Origin of the sequence: Streptomyces sp. NPDC006551 (genome assembly GCF_040611675.1) — a bacterium.
Lineage (GTDB): Bacteria > Actinomycetota > Actinomycetes > Streptomycetales > Streptomycetaceae > Streptomyces.
This window is the reverse complement of sequence record NZ_JBEXOT010000002.1, coordinates 212,651-228,973: the sequence shown is the minus strand read 5'-3', so window position 1 is coordinate 228,973 and position 16,323 is coordinate 212,651. Positions and strand designations below refer to the sequence as shown.

Annotated in this window: 9 protein-coding genes; 6 read left to right on the top strand and 3 right to left on the bottom strand. The window is 71.0% G+C overall.

Annotation, left to right across the window (positions count from 1 at the left end; genetic code table 11):
• Positions 1-9: 9 nt before the first annotated feature.
• Genes ABZY12_RS03600 through ABZY12_RS03580 form a run of 5 tightly spaced genes read left to right on the top strand, consistent with a single transcriptional unit; the run spans position 10 to position 9,232 of the window.
• A complete protein-coding gene (locus ABZY12_RS03600) occupies positions 10-3,189 on the top strand; it encodes an amino acid adenylation domain-containing protein (RefSeq protein ID WP_356886684.1) in 3,180 nt (1,059 codons plus the stop codon).
• Positions 3,182-4,687 (top strand): serine hydroxymethyltransferase, encoded by a 1,506-nt coding sequence (locus ABZY12_RS03595; RefSeq protein WP_356886682.1) that lies wholly within the window; start codon positions 3,182-3,184, stop codon positions 4,685-4,687. Before ABZY12_RS03600 ends, ABZY12_RS03595 begins: the two co-directional genes overlap by 8 nt.
• Complete coding sequence (locus ABZY12_RS03590) at positions 4,684-7,104, top strand: amino acid adenylation domain-containing protein (protein WP_356886680.1); 2,421 nt, start codon at positions 4,684-4,686, stop codon at positions 7,102-7,104. Before ABZY12_RS03595 ends, ABZY12_RS03590 begins: the two co-directional genes overlap by 4 nt.
• Positions 7,101-7,916 (top strand): alpha/beta fold hydrolase, encoded by an 816-nt coding sequence (locus ABZY12_RS03585; RefSeq protein WP_356886678.1) that lies wholly within the window; start codon positions 7,101-7,103, stop codon positions 7,914-7,916. The genes ABZY12_RS03590 and ABZY12_RS03585 overlap by 4 nt, the downstream gene beginning before the upstream one ends.
• The gene (locus ABZY12_RS03580) at positions 7,913-9,232 is read left to right on the top strand and encodes an MFS transporter (RefSeq protein ID WP_356886676.1); all 1,320 of its coding nucleotides are present in this window, start codon (positions 7,913-7,915) and stop codon (positions 9,230-9,232) included. Before ABZY12_RS03585 ends, ABZY12_RS03580 begins: the two co-directional genes overlap by 4 nt.
• Positions 9,233-9,269: 37 nt before the next feature.
• Here ABZY12_RS03580 and ABZY12_RS03575 read toward each other — a convergent pair whose 3' ends face one another.
• The 3 genes from ABZY12_RS03575 to ABZY12_RS03565 all read right to left on the bottom strand — a co-directional run bounded on the left by ABZY12_RS03575 (position 9,270) and on the right by ABZY12_RS03565 (position 13,324).
• A complete protein-coding gene (locus tag ABZY12_RS03575; protein ID WP_356886674.1) occupies positions 9,270-11,261 on the bottom strand; it encodes a BTAD domain-containing putative transcriptional regulator in 1,992 nt (663 codons plus the stop codon).
• A 337-nt stretch (positions 11,262-11,598) separates the two neighbouring features.
• Complete coding sequence (locus ABZY12_RS03570) at positions 11,599-12,366, bottom strand: response regulator transcription factor (RefSeq protein ID WP_356886672.1); 768 nt, start codon at positions 12,364-12,366, stop codon at positions 11,599-11,601.
• A complete protein-coding gene (locus ABZY12_RS03565) occupies positions 12,353-13,324 on the bottom strand; it encodes an ATP-binding protein (RefSeq protein ID WP_356886670.1) in 972 nt (323 codons plus the stop codon). Before ABZY12_RS03565 ends, ABZY12_RS03570 begins: the two co-directional genes overlap by 14 nt.
• 1,369 nt (positions 13,325-14,693) lie before the next feature.
• Here ABZY12_RS03565 and ABZY12_RS03560 point away from each other — a divergent pair.
• Positions 14,694-16,256: a M28 family peptidase gene (locus tag ABZY12_RS03560; RefSeq protein ID WP_356886668.1), complete on the top strand. Its 1,563-nt coding sequence runs from the start codon at positions 14,694-14,696 to the stop codon at positions 16,254-16,256.
• Positions 16,257-16,323: the final 67 nt, after the last annotated feature.

Here is a 16,323-nt window from a genome sequence, read left to right as displayed (position 1 = left end):
CCTGTGACGATGAGCATGCACACCGCCGATTCGCGCATCCAACTGTCCTTCGGGCAGGAACAGTTGTGGTTCCTGGACCAGATGAGTCCCGGTGAGACCACCTACAACGTCCCCGTGGCCTACCGCCTGCGCGGCCCGCTCGACACACCCGCCCTGGAAGGCGCGCTCAACCTCCTGGCGAAGCGCCACGAGCAGCTGCGGGTGACCTTCCACTCGGCGGACGGCGTCCCCTATCAGGTCGTGTCACCGGCGGAGGACCGGCCGCTGCCCGTCCGGGACCTCTCCGGCCTGTCGCCCGAGGACGCCGAGAGCGCGCTGCACCAGGCGCTGCAGACCGAGGCTGACACCCCCTTCGACCTGGCCGCGGGGCCGATCTTCCGGTTCCAGCTGTTCCGGATGGCCCCGGACGACCACGTGCTCAGTCTGAGCTTCCACCACATCGTCACCGACGGCTGGTCCGGCGGTGTGATCAGTCGTGAGATCTCCCAGGGCTACACGGATCTGGCCGCCGGCCGGACACCCTCGCTGCCTGAACTGACCGTCGGCTACGCCGACCACATCAAGCGGCAGCGCAAGCAGCGGGCCGACGGCGTCTGGGAGGAGGAACTGAAGTTCTGGGAGGAGCGCCTGGCCGGCCTCGAGGCGCTCGAACTGCCCGCCGACCGGCTCCGGCCGGCGGAGCCCACGCAGAACGGCGAGACCTTCGTGGTCGACTTCCCGGCCGACCTGCTCGCGAAGGCCCGCACCCTCGCCCATGAGCAGGGCGCGTCCCTCTACATGGTGGTCGCCGCGGCGCTCAACGTCGTACTGAGCCGCTACAGCGGCCAGGACGACATCGCGCTCGGGGTCCCCATGCTCGGCCGCACCGACCCCGACCTCGAAGACGTCGTCGGTCTGTTCATCAACATGACCGTGCTGCGTTGCGACCTGTCCGGCGGGGTCACCTTCACCGAACTCCTCGAGCGCATCGCCGACGCGAACCTCGACATGTACGACAACCAGGACGTGCCGTTCGACCACGTCGTGGACCGGGTGCAGACGACACGCGACGCCGGGCGCAACCCGCTGTTCCAGATCGCCTGCCAGCTGCTCGGCGAGTCGAGCACCGGAGACGCGCTGGAGCTGGCGGGGCTGACGTCCGAGTCGATCACGCTGGCCACCTCCCGCTCGCGGTTCGACCTCTCCTTCAGCTTCGTGGAGGGGGCCGAACGGCTCCGTCTGATCGTCGAGTTCGCGACCGACCTGTACGACCGCTGGCGCGTCGAGGCCATGGTCGGACACTTCCGGAACGTGCTCGCCGCCGCGGCGGACGCCCCGGACACCCCGGTCTCCGCGCTGCCGCTGCTGTCCGAGGAGGAGCGCCGCGAGCTGCTCGAGGTGGGCCGCGGGGAGGACTTCGACTACCCGACGGAGCCGGTGCACGCGACGATCGCGCGGATCGCCCGGGACAACCCGGAGCTGGTCGCGGCGGTCTGCCGGGGCGTGGAGATGACGTACGGCGAGCTGATGCGCCGGGCCGGCAAGCTCGCCCGGTACATCCGCTCCCGGGGGGTCCGGCAGGAAGAGGTCGTGGCCATCGCGATGGACCGTGATCTGGACGCCCTGGTGGCGATCCTGGGGGTCATGGTGTCCGGCGCCGCCTACACGATCATCGACCCCTCGCACCCCAACGCCCGTCTGGACCACATGCTGCGGGACACCAAGAGCCCGCTGGTCATCACCCGGGCCGCCGCGGAGGGCGACCTGCCGGAATCGTGCGGCTGGGAGAGCGTCCGCATCGACGCCGACTGGGAGCTCATCGAGGAGCAGCCGGACGACGAACCGCTGGAGGAGTGGGCGCGGCCGGAGTCCCTGGTCTACGTCCTCTACACCTCGGGGTCGACCGGGCGCCCCAAGGGCGTGATGATCGAGCAGCGGGGCCTGCGCATGTTCATCGAGGCGTATCGGCGCAGCTTCGGCGAGTGGACCAGCGAGGACCGGCTCCTGCAGCTGCCGGCGCTGACCTTCGACATGTCCCAGGGCGAGATCTTCGCCGGGCTGATCAGCGGATCGGCCATGGTGCTGGTGGCGCCGGAGGACGCCTCGTCGCCCGAGGCCCTCGGCGCCCTGATCCGCGGCCAGCGGGTGACCTACGCCGGTCTGTCCCCCGCGATCCTGTCCGTGGTGGAGGCGGGGCCGTACCCGGATCTGAAGTACATCATGGGCGGCGCGGAGGCGCTGCCGGCCGAGCTGGTCAACAAGTGGAACCTGCCGGGGCGCATGTTCCTGAACCTCTACGGCCCGACCGAGGCGTCGGTGGCGACCACCGAGTACCTGTGCGAGCACAAGGAATGGCTGTCCTCGCCGCCCATCGGCAGGCCCGAGTTCAGCCGCCTGCACTACATCGTGGACAAGCAGTTCAACCTGGTGCCCGTCGGCGTCCCGGGCGAGTTGCTGATCGGCGGTGACGAGGGTCTGGCCCGCGGCTATCTCAACCTGCCGGAGCTGACGGACGAGAAGTTCGTCCCCGACCCGTTCCTGGGCGAGGGTCGGGTCTACCGCACCGGGGACCTGGTGCGCTGGACCCGCGATCTGCAGATCGACTTCATCGGGCGGCTCGACAACCAGGTGAAGCTGCGCGGGCTGCGGATCGAGCTCGGTGAGATCGAGTCGGGACTGCTGACCCACCCGAAGGTGCGCATGGCCCTGGTGCTGCTGCGCGAGGACTACGGGGAGAAGCAGCTCGTCGCGTACTACACCGTTCTGGGCGACACCTCGCCGACCGTGGCCGAACTCCGTGAGCATCTGGGCCGCACGATGCCCGAGTACATGGTGCCGACGGCCTGGGTGGAGCTGTCGGAGTTCCCGCTGACCGCGGCGCGCAAGATCGACCGCGCCAAGCTCCCCGCCCCCGTGTCCGGTTCGGGTGACGGGACGGCGAGCTTCGTCGCCCCGGTGACCGCGACCGAGGAGAAGGTGGCCGAGGTCTTCGGTGCGGTCCTGTCCGTGCCGCACATCAGCGCCGACGGCAACTTCTTCGAGCTGGGCGGCAATTCGCTCCAGGCGATGCGGGTGGTGAGCCGGCTCAACAAGCACTTCGGCGTCAAGGTCAATGTCCGTCTGCTGTACGGCGGTGCCACGGTCGCCACGGTCGCGACGGCCATCGACGCGCTGACGGCGTCCAAGGAGGCGTCGGGCAACCGTGCTTGAGGCCCCACGGGTACCCATCCCGTCCCAGCACCCCGGGCCGAACGGCCCCCGCTCCGGGTCCCGCTCCGGCACCACCTCCGACCCCAGCTTCGACTCGGCCTCAGGCTCCGGCTTCGACTCCGCGCAGGCCCTGCTCCTGCACCGGGGAGCGACGCTGCTGAGCCGGACCGATCCCGAACTGGCCCGGGTCCTCGACCGTGAGGTGGAGGAGCAGGCCTGCACCCTGGCCATGGTGGCGTCCGCCAGCGTCGCGAACCCGGCGGTCCTGGCGGCCGGCGGCGCCGCCCTGTCGAACGTGACGGCCGAGGGCTATCCGGGGGCCCGCTACCACCCCGGCGCGGCGCGGTTCGACGCGGCGGAGCGGCTGGCCGTCGACCGGGCCAGACAGGCCTTCGGCGCCCGTTACGCCAATGTGCAGCCGCATTCCTGCTCCTCGGCCAACCAGGCCGTACTGGCCGCGCTGCTGCCCCCGGGCGGCGTCCTGCTCGCCCTCGACCTGGACTCCGGCGGCCATCTCACCCATGGATCCGCCGCCTCCGTGACCGGGCGCCACTACCAGGCGGTCCACTACGGCCTCGACGACGAGGGGTTCATCGACTACGACCAGGTGGCCGAGCTGGCCCGGGCCCATCGCCCCAAGGTGCTCATCGCGGGGGCCAGCGCCTATCCGCGGACGCTGGACTTCGCCCGGTTCCGGGCGATCGCGGACTCGGTCGGGGCCTATCTGGTGGCCGACATCTCGCACATCGCCGGTCTGGTGGCCGCGGGGGAACACCCCAGCCCCATCGATCTGGCCCACATCACGACCACCAGTACGTACAAGCAGCTGGGCGGGCCGCGCGGGGGGCTGATCCTCATCGGCCAGGAGCACCGGACGCCCGGCCCGGACGGCCGCGGCACGCCGCTCGCCCGGCTGATGCAGCGCGCGGTCTTCCCCCAGTCGCAGGGAACGCCGAACCCGGCGTCGATCGCCGCCAAGGCCCACGCGCTCAAGCTGGTGGCGGAACCGGCGTTCAAGGCGACCATGCGGCTGGTCGTCGACGATGCCACGGCACTCGCCGACGCCCTGGCCGGGCTCGGTCACCGGGTCCTCACCGGCGGCACCGAGAACCACATGGTGCTCCTTGACATGCTCGACCGCGGCATCACCGGTGTGGTCGCCGAGCGCGCCCTGGAGGACTGCGGAATCCTCACCAACCGCAACCGCATCCCCAAGGACACCAAGCCCCCTCTCGTCGCCGGCGGTCTGCGCCTGGGCACGAACGTGCCGGCGCAACGGGGCATGGGCCCCGACGAGATGCGGCTCTGCGCCGGTCTGCTCCACGAGGTGCTCGCCGCCACCACCGTGCTCGGCGACACCGAGTTCCGCACCGATCCCGAGGTCCGCGAGCGCGTCGCGGCCGAGGTGGCCGCCCTGTGCCGCACCCACCCCCTGCCCTTCGGCGCTGCCATCGGCACCGCCGAAGTCTCCGACCGCGAGCCGGGAGAGAGGTCTTGAGCCGGAACACCGCCCCCCTGAGGCCGCCCGTACCGGCGCCGCCCGCGCTGCTGCCGGCCGACCGGCCACGAAGGCCCGGAACCACTCCGGAACGTACCGCCGGCGTCCGGGTCCGGCTCGGCCCCTCGGCCGGGACCGCCACGGAAGAGATGCTGCTGGCCGGGTTCACCGCGCTGCTCCACCGCTGGACCGGACAGTCCGCGTTCGGCTTCGTCGTACGGACTCCCGCGTCGGGTGCCGTCCGGCTGAACCGGACCGTCACCGGCACGGCGACCCTGGCCGAGCTGGCCCGCTCCGACGACACGGTCGCCGGGCGGGGGCCGGTCGCGGGGACGACGCGGCCGGACGAGTTCGAGCTGGTGCTGCGTCCGCCGGGCGAGGACGACGAGGGCCTGCCGACCGCGGAGCTGCGGTACGCCCCCGAACTCTTCGACCGGGCCACCGTGTCGCGTCTTCTCGCCGGCTACCGCACGCTGCTGGAGGACGGGCTCGCCGACCCGGACAAGCCGGTGTCTCGGCTGCGCCTGCTTCCGGAGGACGAGCTGCACCGAATGCTCGTCGAGTGGAACGACACCGAGGCGGACCTTCCGCACGACATGTGCCTGCACACCGCGTTCGAGGCCCGTGCCGTCGCGTCGCCCGACGCCGTCGCCCTGGTGGGCGGTGGCGGGACGCGGACGTACCGCGAGGTCGACGAGGCGGCGAACCGTCTCGCCCACCATCTGCGGGACCTGGGCGTCGGCCCCGACCGGCGGGTCGGCATCTGCCTGGACCGGTCCGCCGAGCTGTTGATCGCCATCCTCGGGGTGCTCAAGGCGGGCGGCGCGTATGTGCCGCTCGACCCCGCCTACCCGCGCCGGCGTCTCGCCACGATGGTGACCGGCACCGACTGCGCGGTGGTGGTCAGCCGGAACGGCCCGGCCGCGAGCCTCCCGGACATCGGGCCGGGCACTCCGGTGGTGCTCCTCGACCGGGACGAGGCGCTCCTCTCCGAGCGCCCGGCGCACAAGCCGGCGGGCGGCGCCACACCGGACGATCTCGCGTACATCATCCACACCTCGGGTTCCACCGGCGCGCCCAAGCCGATCGCCCTGCGCCACCGCGGGGTGATGAACAACATCGCGGACCTCAACACCCGCTTCGGGGTGGACGCCGGCGACCGGGTCCTCGCGCTGTCGTCGCCCAGCTTCGACATGTCCGTGTACGAGTTCCTCGGGCTGACGGCCGCGGGCGGCACGGTGGTCCTGCCGGAGCCGGAGCGGGCCAAGGACCCCGAGCACTGGGCGGAGCTGCTGGCCGCCCACCGGGTCACCGTCTGGAACTCGGCTCCCGCCCTGCTCGACATGGTCGTGGACCACCTGGACAGCACCGGTGCGCAGCCGCTCGGCGACCTGCGTCTGGCCCTGCTCGGCGGCGACTGGATCCCCGTGTCGCTCCCCGACCGGGCACGGGCGATCGCCCCCGCCCTGCGCTTCGTCGCCCTCGGCGGGGCCACCGAGTCGTCCATCCACTCCACCCTCTACGAAGTCGTGAAGACCGACTCCCGCTGGACGAGCATCCCGTACGGGCGCCCCATGGCGAACCAGCGCACCTACATCCTCGACGAGTTCCGCCGGCCTGTGCCGCCGGGTGTTCCCGGCGAGCTCCATCTGGCGGGGATCGGGCTCGCCCGGGAGTATCTCGGCCGGCCGGAACAGACCGCGGAGCGGTTCTTCGAGTGGTCCTGCGGCGAGGTGTCGGGCGAGCGGCTCTACCGGACGGGCGATGTGGCCCGCTACGGTCCCGACGGGCTGATCGAGTTGCTGGGCAGGGCCGACTTCCAGGTCAAACTGCACGGCTTGCGGATCGAACTCGGCGAGATCGAGGCCGTACTGCGCTCCCACGACACCGTCCGTGAGTCGGTCGTCACCGCGCACCCCGACGGGACGGGCGACCGGCGGCTGGTCGCCTACGTCGTCGCCGAGGCGGGCCGGACCGTGGAGCCGGGGGCGCTCGGCGAGCACGCTGCCCGGTCACTCCCCGGTTTCATGGTGCCGAGCACCGTCGTCGTCCTGGAGGAGCTGCCGCTGACGCCCAACGGCAAGGTCGACCGCAAGGCACTGCCGGCACCGCCCGACGACATCCGCGAGCCCCGGGGGAGCCAGGTCGCACCGGCCACGGCGACCGAGCGGAAAGTGGCCGAGATCTTCGCGGCCGTGCTCGGAGTGCCCAGGATCGGCGCGGACAGCGGCTTCTTCGCGGTCGGCGGCAACTCCCTGCAGGCGATGCGGGCCGTCACCCGGCTGAACAAGCACTTCGGCATCAGGGTGAACGTCCGTCTCCTGTACGGCGGGAGCACCGTCAGCGACATCGCCTCCGTCATCGACCAGCGGCTCGCGCAGCCCGCACCGGCCCCGAAGGGAGCACCGGCACCGTGATCGAACCCTCCGTCGACAGTCTCGTCCCCCTCCGCGCGGGGGGCGACCTGCTCCCGCTGCACTGCGTCCATCCGGTCTCCGGATCGCCGTACTGCTATTCACCGATGGCCCACCGACTCCCGGCGGGGCGGCCCGTGTTCGGGTTCGAGGCGCCCGGCTTCGACGGCGTCTCCGAGCCCGCCACGTCGATCCAGGAGCTGGCCGAGCTGCACACGGCCTCGCTCAGAGCGGCCCGCCCGCACGGCCCCTACCAGCTGCTCGGCTGGTCGCTCGGCGGGGTCGTCGCCTACGAGATGGCGCGGCTGCTGGCCGCCGCGGGAGAGGAGGTGCCCCTGCTCGTCATCGTCGACGCGGCGCTGCCCGGTACGCAGGCGGTGCCGCCCGAGGACCAACTGGCCCGCTACTTCCTGTACGACTTCCTCGGCGTGACCCGGAACCGCGCGCCGGCCGTCGACAAGGCGCTGGCCGGCATGGGGCCGGAGGCGGAACCCGCCGAGATCTTCGCCGCGGTGGAGCGCGACGGGGCCGTACCCGAGGAGTTCGACGCGGAGTTCCTGCTGGAGCGCTACGCCCTGTTCCGCACGCACGTCCGGGCCATGCGAGAGCACCGGCTGGACGCGGTGCACCAGGGCTCCGCGATCCTGATCAAGGCCACGGAGTCGACGGAGAGGCTGCTGGACTGGAGTCCCTATGTCAGCCGTCTCACCGAACACACCGCGCCCGGTGACCACCACTCGGTGTGGCACGGTCCGGGGCTGAGCGCCATCAGCGCCATCGTCGACCAAGCCCTACGAGAGGCGACTCCCGCATGACGGAGCACGGAACGCCCACCGCACCGGCCGCCGAGGCCGAGGCGGCGGGCCCCCCTCGGTCGCTCTGGCGCAACAGGGACTTCATGGTGTTCTGGGCGGGCGAGGCACTCTCCCTGTACGGCACCCAGATCACCCATCTCGCGCTGCCTCTCACGGCGGTACTGGTCTTCCAGGTGGGGGCCGAGGAGCTGGGCCTGCTGCGCTTCGCCCAACTGGTTCCCTTTCTCGGGCTCGCCCTGCTCTTCGGCGTATGGGTGGACCGGATGCGCAAGCGGCCGGTGATGCTGGGCGCCAACCTGGTCCGGATGGTGCTGATCGGCCTGGTGCCCCTCCTCCACCACTTCGACCTGCTGACGCTCCCCTTGCTGTACGCCCTGGCGCTCGGAATCGGTGTGGCGTCGGTCCTCTTCGACGTCAGCTGGATGTCGTACGTTCCGGTGCTCGTGAAGGACCGGCGCAGCCTGCTGGAGGCCAACACCAAGCTCAACGCCACGCTGTCGTCGGCGGACATCGCCGGTCCGGGACTGGCCGGCACGCTGGTGAGCGCCTTCTCGGCGCCCTTCGCCATGACCGCCAACGCCTTCTCGTACGCCCTGTCGGTGCTGTCGCTGATCCTCATCAGGAAGCCGGAACCCGCCCCGGAGGCGCCCCGGGCCGAACGCCGGCTGCGCGCCGAACTCGCCGAGGGCCTGCGCTGGGTGTTCGGCAACCGCTGGCTGCGTGCGATGGGACTGGTCGGCTGCTCCTGCAACTTCCTCCTCACCTTGGTGCAGACGCTGTTCCTGCTGTACGCCGTGCGCGACAAGGAACTGTCCGCCGCGGCGGTCGGCTTCGTCATGGGAGCGGCCGCGGTGGGAGGTCTGCTGGGCGCGCTGGTCTCCGGCATGGTGGTGCGCCGGCTGTCCGTGGGCACCGCCTATCGGGTGTCGGTCTCGATCATCTTCCTGGGCCCTCTGCTGATTCCCGTGGCGGGCGGTCCGCGCTGGCTGCTCCTGGGCCTGTTCGTGGCCTCGTTCTTCCTGGAGTACTTCGGCAGCAGCGTCTCCAACGTCCTCATCGTGAGTCTGCGGCAGACCATCACTCCGCAGCACCTGATGGGCCGGATGACGGCCGCGATGCGGATGCTGTTGTACGGCGGAGGTGCGCTGGGCGGACCGGTCGGCGGCCTGCTCGCGGTGATGGTGGGTCTCCACGGCGCGCTGTGGATCGCGGGCCTGGTCTCGGCCGCGATGCTGGTCCCGATCTTCCTGTCCCCCGTCGGCAGGCTGCGCGCGATGCCGACGGGGCCCGAGGACAGCGCCCTCACCGCGCGGTGAGAGCGCTCGGCGGGCCCAGGGCCGGATCGCCGCGGTGTCACGCCGGCGCGACCGCGAGGGCCTCGCCCCGGTCCTCGACCGCCGCCTCCACGTGCGGAGCGCCCGGACTCGCTTCGGCCAGCCGCGCCAGAGCCGCCCTCCGGTTCAGCATCGGTTCCCGCTTCGCGCACTCGGCCGCGTAGATCCCCAGGAGGTCGTGGAGGCGGTACCGGTGCCCGTGCTCCTCCAGGAGATGGCCGGCGACCAGCATTTCGAGCAGCCGGCGGGCGGTGTCGCGGTCCGTGTCCGCCAGCGCCGCCGCGGCGGAGACCGTGATCGGCTCGTCCTTGCACAGCCCCAGCAGGCGGAACATCCTCGCCGCTTCGGCGGACAGCGACTGGTACGAGGTCTCGAACGCGTCGCGGAGGCTGGCCAGGGCATCGTCCTCCACGGTGAGGCGGTCGAGTCGGCCGCTCTCCGCCGCGAACCGCTCCACGAGCGTTGGCAGCGGGACACCGGGGTTCGCCGTGATCCCCTCCGCGGTGATGCGTAACGCCAGCGGCAGTCCACCGCACAGCGCCGCAAGCCGCCTCGCGGCCTTCTCGTCCCCCGCGAGCCGTCCTCCGCACAGGGTGGTGAGCAGGTGTGCCGCCTCCTCGTCGGCGAGCGGTTCGACGGTGACCGTACGTGCCCCGTCCCGTGCGGCCAGTCCGCTGAACCGCTGACGGCTCGTCGCCACGACGCACGACGCGCCGCGCGGGATCAAGGGCCTGAGCTGATCCGCGCTCAGGGCGTCGTCGAGCACCACCAGCATCCGTTTGCCGTACATCAGGCTGCGGTAGAGCGTGGCGCGGCCCGCCACGTCCCGGGGTATCCGCGCGCTGTCGGCTCCGAGGCTGGTGAGCAGGTGCAGCAGCGCGTCGGAGGCGCTCAGCGGCCTGCCGCGCAGCCCGTTGCCACAGAGGTCCACATAGAGCTGACCGTCGGGGAAGCGCGGCGCGAGCCGGTACGCCAGTTCCAGCACGAGGGCCGTCTTGCCGACGCCGGCGGGGCCATGGGCCACGATCACCGGGGTGCTCCGCTGTGCGGACGCGTCGGCCAGGAGGCCCTCCAGCTGTCTCAGCTCCCGGTCGCGTCCGGTGAACCCCCATGCTGTCGAGGGGAGTTGAGCCGGCTTGGGGACGCCTGAGCCGGGGCCCTGCCGGGGTCGGGGGGCCATGTGCCCGCCGATGGGCCGCAACTCGCGCTGCCCGGCGAGGATCCGCCGGTGGAGGTCCTGGAGATCGGTCCCCGGCTCGATGCCCAGTTCCCGGCGCAACAGTCGTCGGGTCTCGGTGTACACGGCGAGGGCGTGGGCCTGGCGGCCCGCGTGGTAGAGCGCCAGCATCAGCAGCCAGCGGAGCTTCTCGCGCAGCGGTTCCTCCGCCACGGCGCGCGAGAGCGCGTCGACCGCTTCGGCGTACCGGCCGGCCTCCAGCATGACGGCGGCCCACTCCTCGACCGCGGTCAGTCTCAGGTCCCGCAGGCGGACACCTTCCATGGCGGCGAAGGGCCCCGGGATCCCGGAGTACGCCTCACCCCGCCACAGTGCCAGAGCGTCCTCGTACAGCCGCAGTGTCGTTTCCGCGCTGCCGCCGTCGCGTGACCTGCGCGCGTGGCCGTGCCGCTCGACGAAGAGCGCGGCGTCCACCTCCGCCGGGTCCACGCGCAGACAGTAGCCCCCGGGCTCGGAGGAGAGGAGCGTACTGGCCGCTCTGGTGCCGCGCCCGGGCTCCAGCGCTCGGCGCAGCCGGGCCACATAGGTGTGGACGCCGTTGACCGCCGTCTGCGGGGTGTCGCTGCCCCAGAGGGCACGAGTGATGGTCTCCCCGCTCACCACCTCACCCGCCCGGCTGGCGAGCAGGCTCAGGACCGCACGCTGTTTGGGCGAGCCCAGCACCACCTCCTCACCGTGCCGCCAGGCACGTATCGGTCCCAAGAGCTGGATGCGCAGAGGTTCCCCCGTGCCGGTCATGTTCCCGTTCACCCCTCGGGCTCGCGTGCTGTTCATGTCGGGTCCCGGTGGTGGCCGTTCGGCCCCGGGGTTCGCGAAGGCGGCGGGTCGCGCCGCGTATCGTGCGTCCATGAAGAGCCGGTGCGTCCGGCCGGCGGCGGCCGGCGGCGTCTCGGCGATGGGTCAATGCCCCGGGCGGGTCACCAGGGCGCGCGCCGGGAAGAAGATCCGGACCGCGCGCCGGGAGTCCCGTTGCCGTGCTGGTGCGTCTCGCAGGGCGTCACTCGAGGCATGGCGGCGAATGTAATCCGGAGACCGGGGCGGCACCATGCCCTGCAGGGAGCATCGGGCATACTCCGAAAGGCGTACGAGTCCCTCGCGAGGGTGCGGCCGGTCATGGGGCCGTGCGGCGGCGCGCTTCCCGGCCGAGTTCCGTCACACCACGCGGGCGGAACGCCGTCTCGGTGATCAGCGGAGGGTACGCACCCTTCCCGGCCGGCTCGATGAGCCGTGCCCTCACGGCCATGTTGACGGCCTCGATACGGGAGGCGGCGCCGAGCTTCTCGAAGATGTTCCGGAGGTGTCGCTTCACCGTCGCCTCGGTGATGCCCAGTTCGCCGGCGATCCGGCGGTTGCTCAGCGCACCGGCGACATGAGCGAGGACCTCCCGTTCGCGAGGCGAGAGGGACTGCCCGGCGCCGCGGAAGGCGCTCTCCGGAGCCGTGCTGCACGGAAGGGCGATCATGACCTGCGGGTTGTGCGCCATGGCGCCGCGCAGGGCGCACAGCAACGAGGCGCGAGGGGCGCTCTTGTGCAGATAGCCATGGGCTCCGCGGGCGAGCAGTTCGTCCACGAGCGGGCGGTCGTCGTGCATCGACAGCATCAGCACACGCAGCCCCGGGAAGCGCGCGGTCAGTTCACTGACCACAGCGGGCGCGTGGTGATCGGGCATCTCCACGTCGAGCAGGACGACGTGTGCTCCGGTGCTCTCCACCAGTTCACCGAGCCCTCGGGACGTGTCGGCCTCCGCCACGACGCGCAGGTCGTCCTCCGCGTCGAGAAGCTGGCAGAGGGCGCCGCGCAACAGCGAGTGGTCGTCGACCGCGATGATACGAATCGGCTCGCCCGGTCTCCAGGGTCTCCGCCCGTCATCCGTCCGCATGCCACTCCTCCCGCATGGGCACCGAGAGCTCGATGGTCGTGCCGCCCCCGGGTGCGCTCTTGATCTCCAACCGGCCGCCCAGCGACCGGATCCGTTCCGTCATGGAGGCGATGCCGTTGCCGACCGTGCGCTCCTGAGGGAGACCGACTCCGTCATCGCTGACGGACGCCTGTAATCGTCGTGCCTCGCTCCACACGTCGAGGGTCACGCGGGAGGCGCGGGCGTGCGCCAGGGCGTTGCGCAGACATTCGCGCAGGACGAGGAAGAGTTCGTCGCCGATGGTGTCCGGCAGAGGGTCGTCCACGTCCTCGATCCGGATCTCCACCACGGGTCTGTCGACCGCCATGGCGGCGACGAAGGCGGACAGCGCCACTCTCAGCGAACCGACGGAGTGCGTACGGGTGCGCAGTTCGGTCACGATGCCCCGGGTGCAGTGCATCGTCTCCAGGATCGCCTGCTTCAGGCCGTGCAGCCGGGGGTCCGTCGCCGACGAGACGTTCCGGGTGAGTTCGTAGAGCTCCAGCCGGCGCAGGGCGAGGCCGGCCGCGCTGCCGATGCGGTCGTGGATCTCCCGTGCCATCGCGTCGCGGCTCTGTCTGGTGGAGTCCCGTACGACATCGAGCAGGCGCTGGTCGTCCGCGTTCGCGCCGTCCTCCAGGCAGCGGGTGACAGCCTCCTGAACCATCACCACCAGCCTCATCGGGCTCAGGGAGCCGTACGGCCGAGGTGGGACGGATCGTCCCAGGAACTCGGCCACGACCTGGACGAGCAAGGACCCCGCGCGCACGGCGTGGACCGGCACGGAGCCCTGGGCGATCCGGACTCCGCCCGGAGGACCGGTGTGCAGTGCGGGACGCTGATCGCGCGGCGTCCCAGCGCCGTTCACCAGCGCGTCACGGCATTCGGAGAGGACTGCGCGGGCCTGGTCGCGGCAGGAATCCCAGGCATCGGCACTCATACCGAGCGGATTTCGCTGCTCGATGAGCCTGCTCCGATAGGCGTCGAGCAACTCGGACTCACAAGCCAGCAATTCCGCCGCCAGTCTTTCGTCCTCGACACAACGATCTTGCGATGAATTTCCCCGCGCCGATGTGTCGGACACATCTCCCCCTCCCCCTCCCGCCCATCCCCGTGACCGACTCTCTCGTCACACAGAAGGTGCAAAACGGAGAGAAAGGCCGGAGATCGGCATGATCATGCCGTACCGCCTAAAGGACGTCAAGTGGCTCGCCTCCGCTATCCGCGCCGCTCGGCACCCGGGCCCGGCGATACAAATCCCCCGAAAGAACTCGGACGGCCACGAACGTCCGGCATATCGACTTCTGGTCCACACCGAAGATCGCCGACCACGGTCGAGCGGCAGGCCGACGCCCGACCAACACCGCAGCGCGGTAGCGGTGTTCACCCCTCCACACAGATCTCCACCCGTCCGTCGTTCCGGTACGAGCGTCAACAGCCCTTTCGGCGCCGTCGCATGTCGCGAGCGCGCCGCCGGCCGCCGGCGCCGGAACGTCCTGCGGAGAAGCCCGCACCCATGGGGCACAGCGACTTCCCCTTCGAGCCATCTCCCGCAGAGGAACGACCGCGATGCCTTGTGTCGCCGTATTCACGCCACCCAGGGTCGCCGCGACTTCGAATCGCTCAGCCCTTCATGAAGCACACCCTCGCCAATATGCGCCTGAAAGCCGGTTGATTATGTAATGACGAGTCGCATGTGCGCAGGGTTGCACTGGTAAAGGAACTTCCGGATATCAGGGGCTTCCGCACTCGGGAGTGCGCACGGTCATACGGCATGTGGAATAGGCCCGGCCACCGGCGAACGAACTGCTGCGCATCATTCAGTGCGCCTTGGCCTCACCCGGTTCCGCGTCACCCGATCGGGAGAGAGAATGGGCTCAGGCCGAGGTGGCCACCATGATCAAGGAGTGGGGCCGGCGGGCGAGCCCCGACAACCCGGCGTGGCAGACGCTCGGCCAGGTCGTCATCGCCTGCGAATCGCTCGGCCCCCGCGACATTCCACGGCTGCTCCCCGCCTATGCCGGACATCTGAAGCGGATTGCCCGGCTGGACATGCAAAGCGTGGGCGAACATCCCGAACTCGAAAGCGCCGCCACAAGCGTGGTGACCGTCACCGCACTCGGCGATGTCGCGTTGCGCCGGCGCCCTGATCACCCGACCGTCGGGCGGGCGGCACTGGAGGCCGGGCGTTCCTCGTGCGGACGGTACCAACGTGGCGCCATGACAGGCGAGTTGTGGCGAATCTGTTCACAGAACCCCCCCGAGATCGCTAGCTTCCCCATAACTTGTTCGCACCGGGAAGGACCTCTGTGCACGCATCCCCTCGCAGAGCCGTGGCCACCCTGGCCGCAGCCGCACTCGCGACCCCGCTCCTGCTGGCCTCCGCCCCGCCCGCCTCGGCCCGCAAGGACGGGCCGGGCAAGGACGCCGCCAAGCTCGCGAAGGCGCTCGTTCGCGAAGCGTCCGCGAAGGACGCCCACAAGCACTTGCGGAAGTTCCAGGCGATAGCCGACTCGGCGGGCGGTCACCGCGTCGCCGGCTCGCTGGGGCACGACGCCTCGGCCGCCTACGTGTACCAGCAGCTGAAGAAGGCCGGCTACGACGTCTCGTACCAGAGGTTCGACTTCGTCTACACCGAGACGCTGGCCGAGAAGCTCTCCGCCGTCACGCCCGCACCGCACGACATCGAGATCAGGGCCTTGACGTACACCAGGTCGACGCCGGTCGGCGGCGTCAGGGCCGATCTGGCCGCCGCCCCGGTCGACGCCGACGGCACCACCGGCTGCGAGCCCGGTGACTACGCCGCGGGCGTCTTCACCGGCAAGATCGCGCTGATCAAGCGCGGCGGCTGCAGCTTCGCCGTCAAGCAGGCGCAGGCCGCCGCCGCGGGCGCGATCGGCGCCCTCATCTACAACAACATCGACGCCGGCTACGGCCCGCTCTCCGGCACCCTCGGCGACCCGGCCGCCGCCAGGATCCCCACCGGCGGGATCAGCAAGGCCGAGGGCGAGAGGCTCGCGGCCGACCTCGCGAAGGGGCCGGTGAACCTCTCCTTCGAGATCCGCCAGCTCCAGGAGAGGCGTTCCACCAACAACGTCATCGCCGAGACACCGGGCGGCGACGCCGCCGAGACCGTGATGCTCGGCGCGCACCTGGACTCGGTGCCGACCGGTCCGAGCATCAACGACAACGGCTCCGGCTCCGCCGGGCTGCTCGACGTCGCCCTGAAGCTGGCCGAGAAGGAGAAGAACCCGCGCAACAAGGTGCGCTTCGCCTGGTGGTCGGCCGCCGAGAGCGGCCTGATCGGCTCGCATCACTACGTCGCGAACCTCACGCCGCTCGCGAAGCAGGAGATCAAGCTCTACCTCAACTTCGAGATGATCGCCTCGCCGAACTACGGCCTGTTCGTCTTCGACGGCGACAACTCGGACGGCGCCAACACCCAGGCCGCCCCGGCGGGGTCGGACCGACTCGAGCGGGACATCGCCGGGTTCCTCGGCCGGCGGGGCCTTCAGCACGCTGGCACGCCCTTCGTCGGCCGCTTCGACTACGGCCCGTTCGTCGACGCCGGCATCCCCTCCGGCGGCACGTTCAGCGGCGCGGAGGCGATCAAGTCGCCTGCCGAGGCCGCGAAGTTCGGCGGCACGGCGGGGCTCGCGTTCGACGTGAACTACCACGCGGCCGGCGACACCATCCAGAACGTCAACATGGCGGCCTTCGACATCAACATCGACGTCATCGCCCACGCGGTGGGCACCTACGCGCACGACCTCGGCTCCCTGAGGAAGCCTGCCGCCACCGCCCGGACGGACGGCGGCCACGGCGCCGCCGGCGGCACGCGCACGGACCGCGGGTCGAACACGACCGAGTAGTCCTGCTCAGCCCTCGGGGCCGGCGCCCCACCTGCCACCCGGGCGCCGGCCCACCGAGGGCGCAAGC